This window comes from Sphingomonas nostoxanthinifaciens (assembly GCF_019930585.1).
GTDB classification, from domain to species: domain Bacteria; phylum Pseudomonadota; class Alphaproteobacteria; order Sphingomonadales; family Sphingomonadaceae; genus Sphingomonas_I; species Sphingomonas_I nostoxanthinifaciens.
Window position 1 is genome coordinate 4267437 of the sequence record NZ_CP082839.1, and the last position, 15061, is coordinate 4282497.

The following is a 15061-nucleotide window of genomic DNA, read 5'->3' on the forward strand; positions in this document are numbered from 1 at the left end:
AGCATCGGCGTCTTCCAGACGTTCGACGAGACGTACGGCCGCGACAGCTTCGATCTAGCATTCACCGCGGCCGGCTTGTCGGCCACCAGCCTGACCGTCACGAGCGATGCCGCCCCGGTGCCCGAACCGGCAAGCTGGGCACTGATGCTGGTGGGCCTGGGCGCGATCGGCGCGACCATGCGCCGCCGTCAGGCGGTGCGCACGTCCTTCGCCACTGCGTCGAGCAGGCCGTTGACGAAGCCCGTCTCGCGCTTGTCGAAGAAGGCGTCGGCGACATCGACATATTCGCTGATGACGCTCGCCGTCGGCACGTCCGGCCGGGCGATCAGTTCGTAGGTGCCGGCGCGCAGGATCGCGCGCATCGGGCGATCGAGCCGCGCCAGCGTCCAGCCCTTGCCGAGCCGCGCCGTCACCGCCGCGTCGATCTCCTCAAGCCGCGCATCGACCCCGCGCACCAGATCGTCGAAGAAATCGACCTCGGCGTCGGCATAGTCGACATCCTCGATCGTGGCGCCGAGCCGGTGACGATGGAATTCGTCGAGCAGGCGCGGCAGCGGGGTGTTTTCCATCTCGCGCTGATACAGTGCCTGGACGGCGGCGAGGCGCGCGGCGGAGCGCGCCCGCGAACGGTTGGGATGCTTGCTCATAAACGGATCGCGACCGAGCGGGCGTGCGCGGGCAGCCCCTCGGCATCGGCCAATGCCACCGCGGCCGGCCCGATGGCGGCCAGCCCGGCGGGGCCGCAGGCGATGAAGCTGGTGCGCTTCATGAAATCGAGCACCGACAGGCCGGATGCGAAGCGCGCGCGCCGCCCGGTGGGCAGCACATGGTTCGGGCCCGCGACATAATCACCGACGGCTTCAGGCGTGTGGCGGCCGAGGAAGACCGATCCGGCATGGCGCACCTGCGCGAACAAAGCGTCGGGATCGTCCACGGCGAGCTCGAGATGCTCGGGCGCGAGACGATCAACCAAAGGTAGCGCCGCCTCCAGCGTCGGAACGACGATGATCGCGCCGTTGGCGTCCCACGCCGTAGCGGCGGTCGCGCCGGTCGCGAGCGTGGCAAGCTGCTCGGTCACCTGCCGGGCGACGGCATCGGCGAAGGCATCATCGTCGGTGAACAGGATCGACTGGCTGGTCGGATCATGCTCGGCCTGGCTCAGCAGATCGGCAGCGATCCATGCAGGATCGTTGGCGCCATCGGCCACGACCACGATCTCCGACGGGCCGGCGACCATGTCGATGCCGACCACCCCGTAAAGCTGGCGCTTGGCCTCGGCGACCCAGGCGTTGCCTGGCCCGACGACGACGTCGACCGGCCGGATGCGCGCGGTGCCGTAGGCGAGCGCAGCGATCGCCTGAGCCCCGCCGACGCGCCACACTTCGTCCACCCCGGCCAGCTCGGCCGCCGCCAGCACCAGCGGGTTGGCCTCGCCATTCGGCGTCGGCACCACCATCGCCAGCCGCCCGACGCCTGCGACCCGCGCGGGCAGCGCGTTCATCAGCACCGTCGAGGGATAGGCCGCCCGGCCGCCCGGCACGTAGAGCCCGGCCGCATCGACCGGCCGCCAGCGCGCGCCGATCCGTACCCCGGCGGCGTCGATCTCATCGCGATCGACCGGTTTCTGCGCGGCGTGATAGACGGCGATCCGCTCAGCCGCGAGTTCGAGCGCCGCGCGCAAGTCCGGATCGAGCCCATCGAGCGCTGCACGCCGCTCGGCACGGCTAATCTCCCAGCCGTTCGCCTCGAGATCGTGGCGATCGAAGCGCCGGGTAAGATCGACCAGCGCCGCATCACCCTCGGCGCGAACGCGCGCGACGATCGCGGCGACGTCGCGCGATACGTCCGCATCCGCCTCGCGCCGCGCATTGACGAGCGCGGTGAAGGCGTCGGCGAAACCGGCCGCGCCGGCGTCCAGCCTAAGCGGCACGGGCGCCTCCCGCCGCGGCGCGGAACGCCTCGACCAAGGGCAGCACTTCGCGCGCGCGCGTCTTGAATGCGGCGCGGTTGACGATCAGGCGCGCCGAAACCTCGGCGATCGTCTCGACCTCGACCAGCCCATTCTCCTTCAGCGTGCGGCCGGAGGAGACGAGATCGACGATGCGGTTCGACAGGCCGAGCACCGGGGCGATCTCCATCGCGCCGTTGAGCTTGACGCATTCGGCCTGCACGCCGCGCGCCTCGAAATGGGCACGCGTGATGTTGGGATATTTGGTGGCGACGCGGACATGGCTCCAGCCGCGCGGATCGTCCGACGCTGCCAGCGCCGCTGGCTCTGCCACCGAGATGCGGCAATGACCGATGCCGAGATCGACCGGGGCGTAGAGCTCCGAATAATCGAATTCCATCAGCACGTCCGAGCCGACGATGCCGAGCTGCGCCGCGCCGTGCGCGACGAAGGTCGCGACGTCGAACGCGCGCACGCGGATCAGGCCGATATCGGCGCGGTTGGTGGCGAAGCGTAGCGCGCGGCTGTCCTCGTCGACGAACGCCGGCTCGGGCACGATGCCGGCCGCCTCGAACAGCGGCATGACCTCGGCCAGGATGCGCCCCTTGGGGACGGCGAAGATGATCGGATCGGCCATGGGAGTGCGCGCCTTACCGATGCCGGCGCGTGCGGGCAACGATTCAGGCGGGCTCGGTCTCGAACTGCAGCCGGGCGAGGCGGGCGTAGAGGCCCGAACGCGCCATCAGCACCTCGTGCCGTCCCTGCTCGACCAGCCGGCCGCGCTCCAGCACGACGATACGGTCGGAGGCGCGCACGGTCGCGAGGCGATGCGCGATGACGATCGTGGTGCGGTCGCGCATCAGCCGTTCGAGCGCGGTCTGCACCAGCCGCTCGCTCTCCGCGTCCAGCGCCGAGGTTGCCTCGTCGAGCAGCAGCAGCGGCGCATCGCGCAGCAAGGCGCGCGCGATCGCGAGCCGCTGGCGTTGCCCGCCCGACAGGCGCGCGCCGCCCTCGCCGAGGAAGGTGTCGAGCTTCTGCGGCAGCGAATCGAGGAACTCGGCCGCATTGGCCGCCTCGGCCGCCGCCCACAGAGCGGCGTCGTCCGCCTCCCAGCGGCCATAGCGCAGATTGTCGCGGGCGGACGCGGCGAAGATCACCGTCTCCTGCGGCACCACGGCGATGCGACGGCGGATCTCGCCGGGATCGCACTGGGTGAGCGCCACGCCGTCGATGCGCACCGTGCCGCCCTGCGGATCGTAGAAACGCTGGGCGAGCTGGAACAGGGTCGACTTGCCCGCGCCCGACGGGCCGACCACCGCGACGCGCTCGCCTGGCTCGATCGTCAAACTGAAATCGTCGAGCGCTGCAACCTCGGGCCGCGTCGGATAGCGGAAGTCGACATGATCGAACGAAAGCGCCCCACGCGGCGGCATCGGCAGCGCCTGCGGCCGCGGCGGGGCGGCGATCTCGGGCTGTTCGGCGAGCAATTCGCCCAGCCGGCTGGCGGCACCGGCGCCGCGCACCAGATCGCCATAGACCTCGGTCAGCGCGCCGAACGCGCCGGCGACGAGGCCGCCGGTCAGCACGAACGCGGCGATCGCGCCGCCGCTCATCCGGCCCTGCGCGACGTCGGTGGCGCCCTCCCACAACACCATCGTGATCGAGCCGAAGATCAGGCCGATGATGATCGCGGTCATCGACGCGCGGATGACGATGCGGCGCTTGGCGGTGGCGAAGGCGGCCTCCACCGTCGCGGCGAAGCGCGCTTCCTCGCGCTTCTCCTGGCCGAACGCCTGGACGATCTTCATCGCGGCGAGCGTCTCGGCGACGGTCGCGCCGATATCGGCGATGCGATCCTGCGCCGCGCGGCTGAAATTGCGGATGCGCCGGCCGAGCAGCATCACCGGCAGCATGATGCAGGGAATGGCGAGCAGCAACGTGCCGGCCAGCTTCGGCGACAGCACGAACAGATAGGCCACCCCGCCGATGCCGGTGAAGCTGTTGCGCAGCGCGATCGACACGGTCGAGCCCACCACCTGCTCGATGATCGCGGTGTCCGACGTCAGGCGCGAGGCGATCTCCGACGGGCGATTCTCCTCGAAGAAGCGCGGCGCGAGCTTGAGCAGGTTCGCCTGCACCCGACGGCGGAGGTCGGCCACCACCCGCTCGCCCAGCCACGAGACGAGGTAGAAGCGGAACGCCGTCGCGATCGCCAGCACCGCGACGATCATCAGCAGGTAGCGAAACGAATTGCCAACGCTCGCCGTGCTACCACCGCCGGCGATGAAGCCGCGGTCGATCACGCGCTTGAAGCCGTAGGGGATGGCCAGTGTCGCCGACGACGAAACGAGCAACGCCGCCAGCGCCGCCGCGATACGGCCGGGGTATGCGAGCGCGAGGCTCCAGATGAGACGCAGATCGCCGATCCGGCGACGCACGGGCGGCGGTGAGGGGTCGGCCATGCCGCCCTGTAGCAGGGGGCTCGGGCCCGCTCAATCGAGGGCGACGCACAGCCCGGCAGGGGCCGTTTTGTTGCATTGCGGCGTTGGAAGGCTCATGTTGCTGACAGGCGGAGGCGTATCTAGTGCTGTATGAGGCGTACGAATTGCAGCGCGGGCTGCTTGCGGGCGCCAGCGCCTGGGCGGGGCTCGGCTCCGAGTGGATGAACAATCCGGCCAATCCGTTCGCGCATACCCAGATCGGCACGATGATGGCGTCCGGGCTGGACGTGTTCGCCCACGCCTCGGCGCCGCACGGCAAGCCGCACTTCGACCTGCCCACCACCACGATCGACGGACGCGACGTGCCGGTGGTCGAGGTGATCGAGGCGCGCCGGCCGTTCGGCCAGCTGCGCCACTTCACCCGCCCCGGCGCGCCCGCGGGCCAGCCGAAGCTGCTGATCGTCGCGCCGATGTCGGGCCATTACGCCACCCTGCTGCGCGGCACGGTCGAGCGGATGCTGCCCGGCCATGACGTGTGGATCACCGACTGGCGCGATGCGCGGCAGGTGTCGCTTGAGGACGGACGCTTCGATCTCGACGATTATATCGATTATCTGGTCGGCTTCCTCGAACATATCGGACCGGGCGCGCATGTGCTGGCGGTGTGCCAGCCGGCGGTGCCGGCCTATGCCGCCGCCTGCGTGATGTCGGCGGACGGCAATCCGGCACGCCCGCGCTCGCTGACGATGATGGGCGGCCCGATCGACACGCGTGAGGCGCCGACGACGGTCAACACCGTCGCCACCCAGCGTCCGTTCACTTGGTTCGAGCAGAACGTGATCGCGACCGTGCCGTGGTTCTATCCGGGCGCGGGCCGCAAGGTCTATCCGGGCTTCCTCCAGCTCACCGGCTTCATGGCGATGAACTGGGGCAATCACCTCGTCAGCCACTGGCAGATGTTCCGCCACCTCGTCGATGGCGACCAGGAGAGCGCGGAGGGCACCAAGGCCTTTTACGACGAATATCGCTCGGTGTGCGACATGACCGCCGAATTCTACCTGCAGACGATCGACATCGTGTTCCAGCGTCACCTGCTGCCCAAGGGCGAGATGATGCATCGCGGGCGCAAGGTCGATCCGGCGGCGTTGACCGACGTCGCGCTGCTGGCGATCGAGGGCGAGCGCGACGACATTTCGGGTCTCGGCCAGACCAAGGCCGCGCTGACGATCGCGACCAACCTGCCCGACCGACTGAAGAAATATTACATGGCGCCGTCGGTCGGCCATTACGGCATCTTCAACGGGCGCCGGTGGCGCACCGAAACCGCGCCGATCCTCGAGGCATGGATCGCGCAGGCCGATGGTCGCAAGCCCGCGCGATCGAAGCCTGCGCCGAAGACCGTGCCCGACGTCCCGCCCGAGCAGGCCGACAGCGCGAACGTCGCCTGAGGGTCATTCCCTCCGTCATGCCGGACTCGATCCGGCATCCCGCTTCTTCGTGGTGAGACAGAAGCAGCGGGACCCCGGATCAAGTCCGGGGTGACGGAAAGAAGCTGAGTCGCCTAGAGCGCGACCTCGGCGACATTGTCCTTGTAGCTTTCCTTCGGATCGGCCCCGAACAGCCGCGTGATTGCCGCGCCGAACGACGAGCCGCCCTTCCACAGCTCGGCCCGCTCGGTGTCGAGCCGCAGCAATGCGAGCTTCGGGTCGTTTCGCCCGCCCTCGAACCACGCCTCGACATGCGGGTTCCACAGCCGGTCGATCACCGCCGGATCGGTCTCCTGCGCCAGCCGGCCGTGGATCGCCGCGAACACGTCATGCCCCTTCGAGGCATAAGCCGCGATCGCACGATCGGATTCGTTCAGCCCGGCGATCAGCGAATTGTCCTTGGCGAGGAAGAAATAGAGCGGGCCGCTCTCGCCGTCGAACTGCGCGGTCATCGGCTGGGTGTGGCCGTCGCGGGCGCCGACCAGCCCCAGCATCACGAACGGGGCGGACTTCAGCTCTTTCCAGAACAGGCTTTCGATCTCGGTATCAGTGGGCATCGTGGCTCTCCTTCACCCGCAAGAACCCGGCCGGTCGCACCGTGGTTCCTATTCGGGCGCGATCTCGCGGCTGGTCGCGGCCGGCGGTTCGGGTGCTGCGATTTCCGGCGCCTCGGGCTTGGTGAACGACGCGCCCAGCGGCCGGCCGTCCGGCCCAGCGGTGAGCGTCGTTTGCGTCGGGAAGGGCAGGTCGATGCCATGTTCGGCGAAGGCGCCGAGCAACGCCACGCACACCGCGTGGCGCGCGCCGAACACCTCGTCATAGATGTTCGAGCGCACGTCGAACTGCAGCTCGAAATCGAGGCTCGAATCGCCGAACGCGACCATGCCGCAGCGAACGAGGCTGCATTTGTCCTGCGCCTCGACCACCGCCTTGGCCAAGGCCGGAATCTCGGCGCACACCTCGGGCGGAGTGTAATACGCCACGCCGATGGACAGCACGATGCGGCGCCGCGCGAGCCGCGCCATGTTGTGCAATTCCTTGTTGAGCAGGTTGGTGTTCGAGATCACCACCTCCTCGCCGGTCACCGCGCGCACGCGCGTGGTCTTCAGCCCGATCGCCTCGACCGTGCCGTTGGTCTTGTCCCATTGGATCGCGTCGCCGCGCTGGAACGGGCGATCGAACAGGATCGACAGCGCGGAGAACAGGTCGTCGAAGATGCCCTTGGCGGCGAGGCCGATGGCGATGCCGCCGACGCCGAGGCCGGCCACCAGCCCGGTCACGTTGACGCCGAGATTGTCGAGGATCAGCACGCCGGCGACCGCGAACAGCACGCTCGTCACCAGCAGCCGGATGATGCCGATCGCCGAGCCGAGCGCGGCATGCTCGTCCGCACCGGCGCGATGCTCGATCATGCCGAGGATGAACTCGCGCACCCACAAGGCGCCCTGCAGCGCGGCGGCGATCGTGTAGAAGGTGTTGACCGTCCGCGCGAGCATCGGCGGCGCATCGGCATAGCCCACCACCAGCCGCGCCGCGAACAGCAGGATGAACCACGATCGCGTCGCCGACAGCACGCGACCGACCGTCTGCGGCCAATGGGTGAGCGTCGTTCGCCGCCGGCAGAGATAGGCCCCGAAATGGCGCGCGCCGAGCATCGCCATCACGATCACCGCGCCGACGCCCATGCCGATCCCGATCTGGACGTAATGGCCGATCAGCCAGTCGGCGCTCTGATCCCACAACGCCTGCATCTGGGTGCGGGAGACGTGGAGCGGCGCCTTCGCCGCCATGTGGTTCGTCATGATGGGCATCAGGCGGCCTGACGCGCCTCGATCGCCGCGATCTCGTCGAGGAAGCCGATCAAAGCGCGCTCGGTCGGCGTCATCCGCTTGGTCGCGCGCGGCAGCCTGAGCGCGCAGATACCGGTCGCATCGCCGGTGCGGCAGAGCTCGATCAACGCGGGATGGACGTAAGATTTGCGGCTGATCGCCGGCGTGTTGCCCAGCGCCGCCGCCACCGCCTCCAGCATCGGCTTGAGGCTCAGCTTGCCGCGGTCGCGGCCGGCCTCCAGAATCTGTTCGAACGCCAGCAGGCTCGCCCCCCAGGTACGGAAATGCTTGGCGGTGAAATCGCCGCCGGTCGCGTCGCGGATATAGTCGTTCACATCGACCGAATCGACCGGGTGCGGCGTCGCGTCGCTGTCAAGATATTCGAACAGGCGCTGACCCGGCAGATCCTGCGTGCGCCGGACGATGCGGGCGAGGCGCTTGTCCTCGATCGTCAGCCGCTGCGTCTTGCCCGACTTGCCGACATATTCGAGTTTCAGCCGCGCGCCGGCGACACGCGCATGGCGGTTGCGCAATGTGGTCGCGCCGAAGCTCTTATTCTCCTTGGCATAGGCCTCGTTGCCGACGCGGATGTGGCCGAGGTCGAGCAGCCGCACCACCGCCGCGATCACCGTGTCGCGCGCCAGCATGCGCCCGGCCAGATCCTGCTCCACCCGCGCACGCAGCTTGGGCAGAGCGCGGCCGAATTCGGCGCAGCGCTCATATTTCTCGGCCTCCTGCTGGGCGCGGAAATCGGGGTGGTAGCGATATTGCTTGCGCCCCTTGTCATCGATTCCGGTCGCCTGGATGTGGCCGTTCGGCCAAGGGGAATACCAGGCATCGCAGTAAGCCGGCGGCAAAGCGACCGCGTTGAGGCGGTCGATCTCGTCGCGATCGGTGATGCGCGTGCCGTCGGCGGTGGAATAGGCCCAGCCGTGACCGGCCTTGCGCCGGGTGATGCCCGGTTTGCTGTCGTCGACGTGGCGGAGCTTCGTTACGGCCATGGCACGCTAACGAGATGCGACCGGGCTTCGTTCCGTTCGGGCGGGCCTCACGCCAGCACCACGGTCAGCGCCTCGACCGTGACGATGCCGTCCGACCAGCCGGCGATGCCGAGATCGACGACGATATGGCCGATCAGCATGAAGGCGTGCTCCTCCCATCCCGCACACATCCGCGCCGCCGCGGCTGCACCGGCCTCGAACCGGATACGGTGGCGATGGCCAAGGAACGTGGGCGAGAGCCATTCGCGACTAAGCGAATCGACCAAAGCGATCGGCGCGTGCGCCCGCTCGGCCAGCGCACGAGCGAGGCGGAGGTTCGGATCGCGCACCACGCGGTGCGGATCGCTCGCCGCAATGAAGGCGCGCACGCGCCGCTCCAGATCCGGCCGCAATTCGCGCCCGCCACGCAGCGTCCGCACCAGCGAGCGATCGTTCGCGGCGTCGAGGCCGAAGCGGGTCGCGGGGATGCCCGTGCGGGCGAGGTGGCGTTCGACGATCGACAGCATGGACACGACTCGATAGCTCCTGTTCCCGTATTGTTCTTATCTGATCTCCCGCCAAATCCTACTTGTCTAGGATTTTTTCCTATCATAAAACGATACCGTGACCGATGAGGACGCCCGCGCCGCGCTCGACGCGCTGATCCGCACGCGGCGCGAGGATTATGCCGGCCTGTCGCGATTGCTCGGTCGCAACCCCGCCTACATCCAGCAGCATGTGAAGCGCGGCAGCCCGCGCCGCCTGTCGACGAACGACCGGCAGAGGCTCGCCGATTATTTCGCGGTCGATGCCAGCATGTTCGGCGGCCCGCCTTCGACCGCGCCGCGTATCGCGGCTGCCGATGATGCGACGGCACGTAACGCCGATCTGGTCGCGATCCCCTGGCTGGATGTCCGCGCGTCGGCCGGGCCGGGCGCGCTCGGCGCTGGCGAGCGCGCGGCGGCGGCCATGCACTTCGCGCCGGGGGCGCTGCGCGATCTCGGCGCCGGGCGCCCCACGGCCTTGTCGCTGATCCGGGTCGAGGGCGAATCGATGCTGCCGCGGCTGGCGCCGGGCGACGCGATCATGGTCGATCGCGACGATGCCGCCGGGCGACTGCGCGACGGCATCTACGTGCTGCGCGTCGGCGAGGCGTTGCTGGTCAAGCGGCTGGCGATCCAGCCCGGCGGCCGGGTGGCGATCACCAGCGACAATCCGCGCGCCAGCCCGGACTGGTCGGACGTCGATCCCGCCAGCCTCGTCCTGATCGGCCGGGTGATCTGGGCGGGCGGCCGGATTTCCTAGGCCGCCCTGCCCGCCTCACTCGATCGGCGCCGAGGGCGGCTCCTGCGGGTCCATCAGCTTGCGGATGAAGTAAGTGATCTCCAGCGCCTGCGCGCGCGCGGACTGGCGCAGATTGGCGCCCGCGCCATGCCCACCCTCGGTATTTTCCCAATAGAGATAGGGGCGACGATATTCCTTCATCCGCGCGGCGAACTTGCGCGCCTGCACCGGGCCGACGCGATCGTCCTTGGTGGTCGTCCAGATGAACGGCTCGGGATAATCGCGATCGGGCCGCAGTGCCTGATAGGGCGAGGTCTTCTCCCAGAAAGCGCGCTCGGCCGGCACGCTCATGCTGCCATATTCGCCGACCCACGAGGCGCCGGCGGAGAGATGCTCAAAGCGCAGCATGTCGAGCAAAGGAATCTGGATCGCGACCGCGTGCCACAGATCGGGCCGCTGCGTCATCTCGACCCCCATCAGCAGCCCGCCGTTCGAGCCGCCATAGATTCCCAGCCGGCGCGGGCTCGTGATCCTGCGCCGGATCAGATCGGCGCCGACCGCGGCGAAATCGTCGTAGATGATCTGGCGCTTGGTCTTGAGGCCCGCCTCGTGCCATTTCGGCCCGAACTCGCCGCCGCCGCGAATGTTGGCGAGAACATAGGCGCCCCCGCGCTCAAGCCAGAGCTTGCCGCGGATCGCCTGATAGGCCGGCGTCATCGGAATCTGGAAGCCGCCATAAGCGGTCATCAGGGTCGGCGTGCTGCCATCCAGTTTGATGTCGCGGCGATGCACGACGAAATAGGGAATCTTGGTGCCGTCGCTCGAGATCGCCTCATATTGCTCGGTGACAAGCTGCGACGCGTCGAAGCGCGGTGGGGTGGACTTCACCTGCGTCGCGGTGCCGGCGCGCGCATCCGCCTCGTACAGCGCAGGCGGGCTGGTGATGCTCTGCACGCTCAGGAAGGCGGTGTCGCTGGTCCGCTCGGCCGTCACCAGCGACACGGCGGCATTGTCGGGTAAGGCGAAGCGCGTGCCGTGCCAGCCGCTGCCGTCATGCGCATAGCTCCAGCCCTGGCCGCGCACATTGTCGTAGACGACTGCGACCACGCGGTCCTTGGTCGCGCCGACCGAGCCGACCGACTGGCGCGCATTCGGCGCGAACAGGATTTCGGGCGTGCCGGTGCCCGCAGCGAGCGCGTCGAGCGGCATGGCCACGATCGCTCCCGAGGGCACGGCGACGCCGCCGAAGCTCCAATCCTGGTTGCACTCGAACACCAGCCGCCCATCGACGAGGCCCGACGGCGATATCTTGGCCGGCAGCGGCAGCTTCTTCACGCCCGTCGAGGTGACGAGATAGGTCTCGCTCTCGAAGAAGGTCAGCGGCCGCCAGATGATCGTTGCGTGCCGCCCCTGCCCGTCGACCAAGGTCATCGGATAGGTGCCGAGCTGGTCGGTCGGCGCCCCGCGAAACACCTCCTCGGCCTGGTCGAGCGGCTGGCCGCGCTTCACCCTTTTGACCACGAAGCCGTAGCCCGAGGCGGTGGTGGTGCCCGGCCCCCAGTCGCGCTGCACGAGCAGGCTGTCGGGCGTCTCCCACGCCGTTTCCTGCTTGGAGGTCGGCAAGGTGAAGCCGCCCGCGACGAACTGGCCGGTCGCGAGATCGAATTCGCGCACCGTGGTCGCGTCCTCGCCGCCGGCCGACAGCGCGACCAAACAGCGCCGCTCGGCCACCGGCTCGCAATCGGCGCCGTGCCACACCCAGGTGGTGCCGTCGGCCTTCGACAGCGCGTCGAGATCGATCAACGTGCGCCATGCGGGCGTCGGCGTCCGGTAGCTGGCGGGCGAAGTCATCCGCCACACGCCCTGCACGTGAGACGCATCCTGCCAGAAATTCGCGACCTCGCCGCCGATCAGGTTGGGCGTGGGGATGCGGTCGGTCGCCTCGGCGATGCGCAGCGCGTCGGCATAGAGGCCGGCATAGCGTGGGTCGCTCTCCAGCACGCCTAGCGAGCGCCTGTTCTCCGCCTCGACCCAGGCGAGCGGGCGCGCGCCGTTGATATCCTCCAGCCACAGATAGGGGTCGGCCGGGGGCGGGGCTGCACTGGCCGTCATCGCAAGGCATCCAGCGAGCAGCGGAAGAAGGGCAAGGCGCATCGGCGCTCCAATAATGTCATCGTGCCCAGACAAGCGGATGGACGCGCAGCCGTCAACGCGGGGATGATCCGCGGCGCCGGTCCTCAAGCCTTCTTCATTCCCGCGCAGGCGGGAATCCATTCGCGCAAAGCTGCGCGTTCGGCCAATGGATCCCCGCCTGCGCGGGGATGACGGTGAGAGAGCGACGCAGAAGTCGAACACCTTTCGCCCCGTTTGCCGCGCCGCCCCGGCTCGGGTAGATGCGCGCGGCATGAGCCTCGTCGCCCTCGCCGCCGCAGCCGCCGCTGGCCCCATCCAGTTCACCAGCCTGCACGTGTCGCCGATCGCGCTCGATCTCGGCATCATCCAGATCCGCTGGTATTCGCTCGGCTACATCGCCGGCATCCTGATCGGCTGGTGGTATCTCACCAAGCTGATCGATCAGCCGGGTGCGCCGATGGCGCGGCGCCACGCCGACGATTTCGTCTTCTACGCGACGCTCGGCATCATCCTCGGCGGGCGCATCGGCTATGTCCTGTTCTACGATCCGTGGATGCTGAAGGAGCCGCTGCAGGTTCTCCGTCTGTGGGACGGCGGCATGTCGTTTCATGGCGGCGCGCTCGGCACGGTGGTGGCGATGATTTTGCTCGCGCGGAAGAACGGCCTGTCGGCGCTGCGCATCCACGATTATGTCGCCTGCTGCGCGCCGTTCGGGCTGTTCTTCGTGAGGCTGGCGAACTTCGCCAACGGCGAATTGTGGGGCCGCGTCACCGACGTGCCGTGGGCGATCGTCTTCCCCAATCCCGATGCCGGCCCCTATCCGCGCCATCCCAGCCAGCTTTACGAAGCGGGGCTGGAGGGGATCGTGATGTTCTGCGTCCTGTCCTTCCTGTTCTGGCGGACCGACGCCCGCTACCGGCCGGGCATGCTGCTGGGCGCCTTCCTGCTGGAATATGGCCTGTCGCGCTTCATCGTCGAATATTTCCGCGAGCCCGACGTCCAGCTCGGCATCCTGCCATGGGGGCTGTCGATGGGGCAGACGCTGAGCGCGCCGATGGTGGTGGTCGGCCTCTATTTCATCCTGACCTCGAAGGGGCGGCGCGTGCAGATCGAGCCGACATCGGGCAGTGTCCCCGTCGCCTGACATCGCCGCCGAAATCGCCGCGTTGATCGCGGCGGAAGGGCCGATCCCGGTCGAGCGCTTCATGGGGCTCGCCAACGCGCATTATTATGCGACGCGCGATCCGTTCGGCGCCGCCGGCGACTTCGTCACCGCGCCCGAGATCAGCCAGATGTTCGGCGAGCTGATCGGCCTTGCGCTCGCCGATCTGTGGGAGCGCGCGGGGCGACCGGCCGCGGCCTATGTCGAGCTGGGCCCCGGGCGCGGCACCCTCGCGGTCGATGCGTTGCGCGCGATGGCGGTGGCAGGGCTGCGGCCGCCGGCGCATTTCGTCGAGACGAGCCCGTTGCTGCGCGCGGCGCAGGCCGAGCGATTCGCCGACGCCACCTGGCACGACACGATCGACACGCTGCCCGACGACATGCCGCTGCTGATCGTCGCCAATGAGTTCTTCGACGCACTCCCGGTGCGCCAGCTCGTGCGCGGCGTGGACGGCTGGCACGAACGGATGGTGGGCGACGGCATCGACGGCTTCGCTCCCATCCCCGGCGGGGCGTCGATGGACCGGCTGGTGCCGGCGGCGCTGCGCCACGCCGATCCCGGCAGCATCATTGAGGACCGGCCCGTCGCCGCGACGATCGCGGAGGCGCTCGGCCAGCGCCTCGCGCGACAGGGCGGCGCGCTGCTCGCCTTCGATTATGGCCACATGCGCGGCGCACACGGCGATACGCTGCAGGCGGTGCATGCGCATGCTTATGCCGATCCGTTCGCGCGGCCCGGCGCGAGCGACCTTACTGCGCATGTCGACTTCGCTGCCTTGGCGCAGGCGGCACAGGCCGGCGGGGCCACGGTTTCCGGCCCGATCGAGCAGGGACAATGGCTGATCGCGCTCGGCTTGTCCGATCGTGCCGCGATCCTCGCGCGTGGCAGCCCGTCGCGCGCCGACGACATCGCCGCGGCGTATCGCCGGCTGACCCATCCCGACGAGATGGGCGAATTGTTCAAGACGATCGCCTTCGCCGCACCGGACTGGCCCGAGCCGGCCGGCTTCATCAGGTAGACCCGATGGACGATGCCCCAGTTCCGATCCGTGCCGACGCGCTGGCCGGCATTCCCCACGGCTTCCTCGGGCGGCCGGGCGGCGTCTCGACCGGCATCTTCGCCAGCCTCAACGTCGGGCTGGGCTCGGGTGACGATCCCGACGCCGTCGCCGAGAATCGCCGGCGCGCAGCGGCGGCGGTGCTGCCGGACGCGCCGTTGCTCACGCCCTACCAGATCCATTCATCGTCGGCGGCGATCGTGCTCGCCCCGTTCGCAGGCGACGACCGCCCGCACGCCGACGCGCTGGTGACGAACCGGCCGGGCGTGCTGATCGGCATTCTCACCGCCGATTGCGTGCCGGTGCTGCTCGCCGATGCCGAGGGCGGTGTGGTCGGCGCGGCGCATGCCGGCTGGAAGGGCGCGCTCGGCGGCATCACCGACGCGGCGATCGCGGCGATGGAGCAATTGGGCGCGCGGCGCGAGCGCATCTCCGCCGCGATCGGCCCGTGCATCGCGCGCGCGTCCTACGAGGTCGACGACGCCTTTGCCCGCCGCTTCGAGGAAGCCGATCCCGCCAACGAGCGCTTCTTCGGTGCAAGCGCACGCGACGGCCATCAGCAGTTCGACATTGAGGCTTATGTACTCGCGCGGCTCGCCGCCGCCGGGGTGCGGCGGGTTGAGGCGCTCAGCCTCGACACTTACGCCAATCCCGACCGTTTCTTCAGCTATCGCCGCGCCACCCACCGTGGCGAGCGCGATTACGGGCGCGAGATCGCGGTGATCGCCCGGCCCGAATGA

The 15061-nt window shown here is 68.9% G+C and carries 14 protein-coding genes; 5 read left to right on the forward strand and 9 right to left on the reverse strand.

Features of this window, described 5'->3' with window-relative positions:
- Window positions 1–188: 188 nt before the first annotated feature.
- The 4 genes from nusB to K8P63_RS20530 are packed head-to-tail and all read right to left on the reverse strand — an operon-like array spanning window position 189 to window position 4410.
- Entirely contained in the window at window positions 189–647 is a 459-nt protein-coding gene (nusB, locus tag K8P63_RS20515) for a transcription antitermination factor NusB (protein WP_223797818.1), read from the reverse strand.
- Window positions 644–1930 (reverse strand): histidinol dehydrogenase, encoded by a 1287-nt coding sequence (gene hisD, locus K8P63_RS20520; protein WP_223797819.1) that lies wholly within the window; start codon window positions 1928–1930, stop codon window positions 644–646. The genes nusB and hisD overlap by 4 nt, the downstream gene beginning before the upstream one ends.
- Entirely contained in the window at window positions 1920–2585 is a 666-nt protein-coding gene (hisG, locus tag K8P63_RS20525) for an ATP phosphoribosyltransferase (protein WP_223797820.1), read from the reverse strand. The genes hisD and hisG overlap by 11 nt, the downstream gene beginning before the upstream one ends.
- Window positions 2586–2628: 43 nt before the next feature.
- Window positions 2629–4410: an ABC transporter transmembrane domain-containing protein gene (locus tag K8P63_RS20530; RefSeq protein WP_223797821.1), complete on the reverse strand. Its 1782-nt coding sequence runs from the start codon at window positions 4408–4410 to the stop codon at window positions 2629–2631.
- A 122-nt stretch (window positions 4411–4532) separates the two neighbouring features.
- Here K8P63_RS20530 and K8P63_RS20535 point away from each other — a divergent pair, with 122 nt between their 5' ends.
- Entirely contained in the window at window positions 4533–5837 is a 1305-nt protein-coding gene (locus K8P63_RS20535; protein ID WP_223797822.1) for a polyhydroxyalkanoate depolymerase, read from the forward strand.
- 113 nt (window positions 5838–5950) lie between these two features.
- Here K8P63_RS20535 and K8P63_RS20540 read toward each other — a convergent pair whose 3' ends face one another.
- Genes K8P63_RS20540 through K8P63_RS20555 form a run of 4 tightly spaced genes read right to left on the reverse strand, consistent with a single transcriptional unit; the run spans window position 5951 to window position 9212 of the window.
- Complete coding sequence (locus tag K8P63_RS20540; protein ID WP_223797823.1) at window positions 5951–6433, reverse strand: pyridoxamine 5'-phosphate oxidase family protein; 483 nt, start codon at window positions 6431–6433, stop codon at window positions 5951–5953.
- A 48-nt stretch (window positions 6434–6481) separates the two neighbouring features.
- Complete coding sequence (locus K8P63_RS20545; RefSeq protein ID WP_223797824.1) at window positions 6482–7687, reverse strand: mechanosensitive ion channel family protein; 1206 nt, start codon at window positions 7685–7687, stop codon at window positions 6482–6484.
- A complete protein-coding gene (locus K8P63_RS20550; protein ID WP_223797825.1) occupies window positions 7687–8706 on the reverse strand; it encodes a DNA topoisomerase IB in 1020 nt (339 codons plus the stop codon). The genes K8P63_RS20545 and K8P63_RS20550 overlap by 1 nt, the downstream gene beginning before the upstream one ends.
- A gap of 47 nt (window positions 8707–8753) precedes the next feature.
- Entirely contained in the window at window positions 8754–9212 is a 459-nt protein-coding gene (locus K8P63_RS20555; RefSeq protein ID WP_223797826.1) for a hypothetical protein, read from the reverse strand.
- 97 nt (window positions 9213–9309) lie between these two features.
- Here K8P63_RS20555 and K8P63_RS20560 point away from each other — a divergent pair, with 97 nt between their 5' ends.
- Window positions 9310–9990, forward strand: a complete 681-nt coding sequence (locus K8P63_RS20560; RefSeq protein ID WP_223797827.1) for a S24 family peptidase — start codon at window positions 9310–9312, stop codon at window positions 9988–9990.
- Window positions 9991–10005: 15 nt separating this feature from the next.
- Here K8P63_RS20560 and K8P63_RS20565 read toward each other — a convergent pair whose 3' ends face one another.
- Window positions 10006–12123, reverse strand: coding sequence for a prolyl oligopeptidase family serine peptidase (locus K8P63_RS20565; RefSeq protein WP_449618972.1), 2118 nt, complete (start codon window positions 12121–12123; stop codon window positions 10006–10008).
- 250 nt (window positions 12124–12373) lie between these two features.
- Between K8P63_RS20565 and lgt the strand changes: the two genes are divergently transcribed.
- Genes lgt through pgeF form a run of 3 tightly spaced genes read left to right on the forward strand, consistent with a single transcriptional unit; the run spans window position 12374 to window position 15061 of the window.
- Window positions 12374–13246 carry a prolipoprotein diacylglyceryl transferase gene (lgt, locus tag K8P63_RS20570; RefSeq protein WP_223797829.1) on the forward strand — a complete coding sequence of 291 codons (873 nt, stop codon included), beginning with the start codon at window positions 12374–12376 and terminating at the stop codon, window positions 13244–13246.
- On the forward strand, window positions 13230–14282 hold the full coding sequence (locus K8P63_RS20575; protein ID WP_223797830.1) for a class I SAM-dependent methyltransferase: 1053 nt from the start codon (window positions 13230–13232) through the stop codon (window positions 14280–14282). The genes lgt and K8P63_RS20575 overlap by 17 nt, the downstream gene beginning before the upstream one ends.
- Window positions 14283–14287: 5 nt before the next feature.
- Entirely contained in the window at window positions 14288–15061 is a 774-nt protein-coding gene (pgeF, locus tag K8P63_RS20580) for a peptidoglycan editing factor PgeF (RefSeq protein WP_223797831.1), read from the forward strand.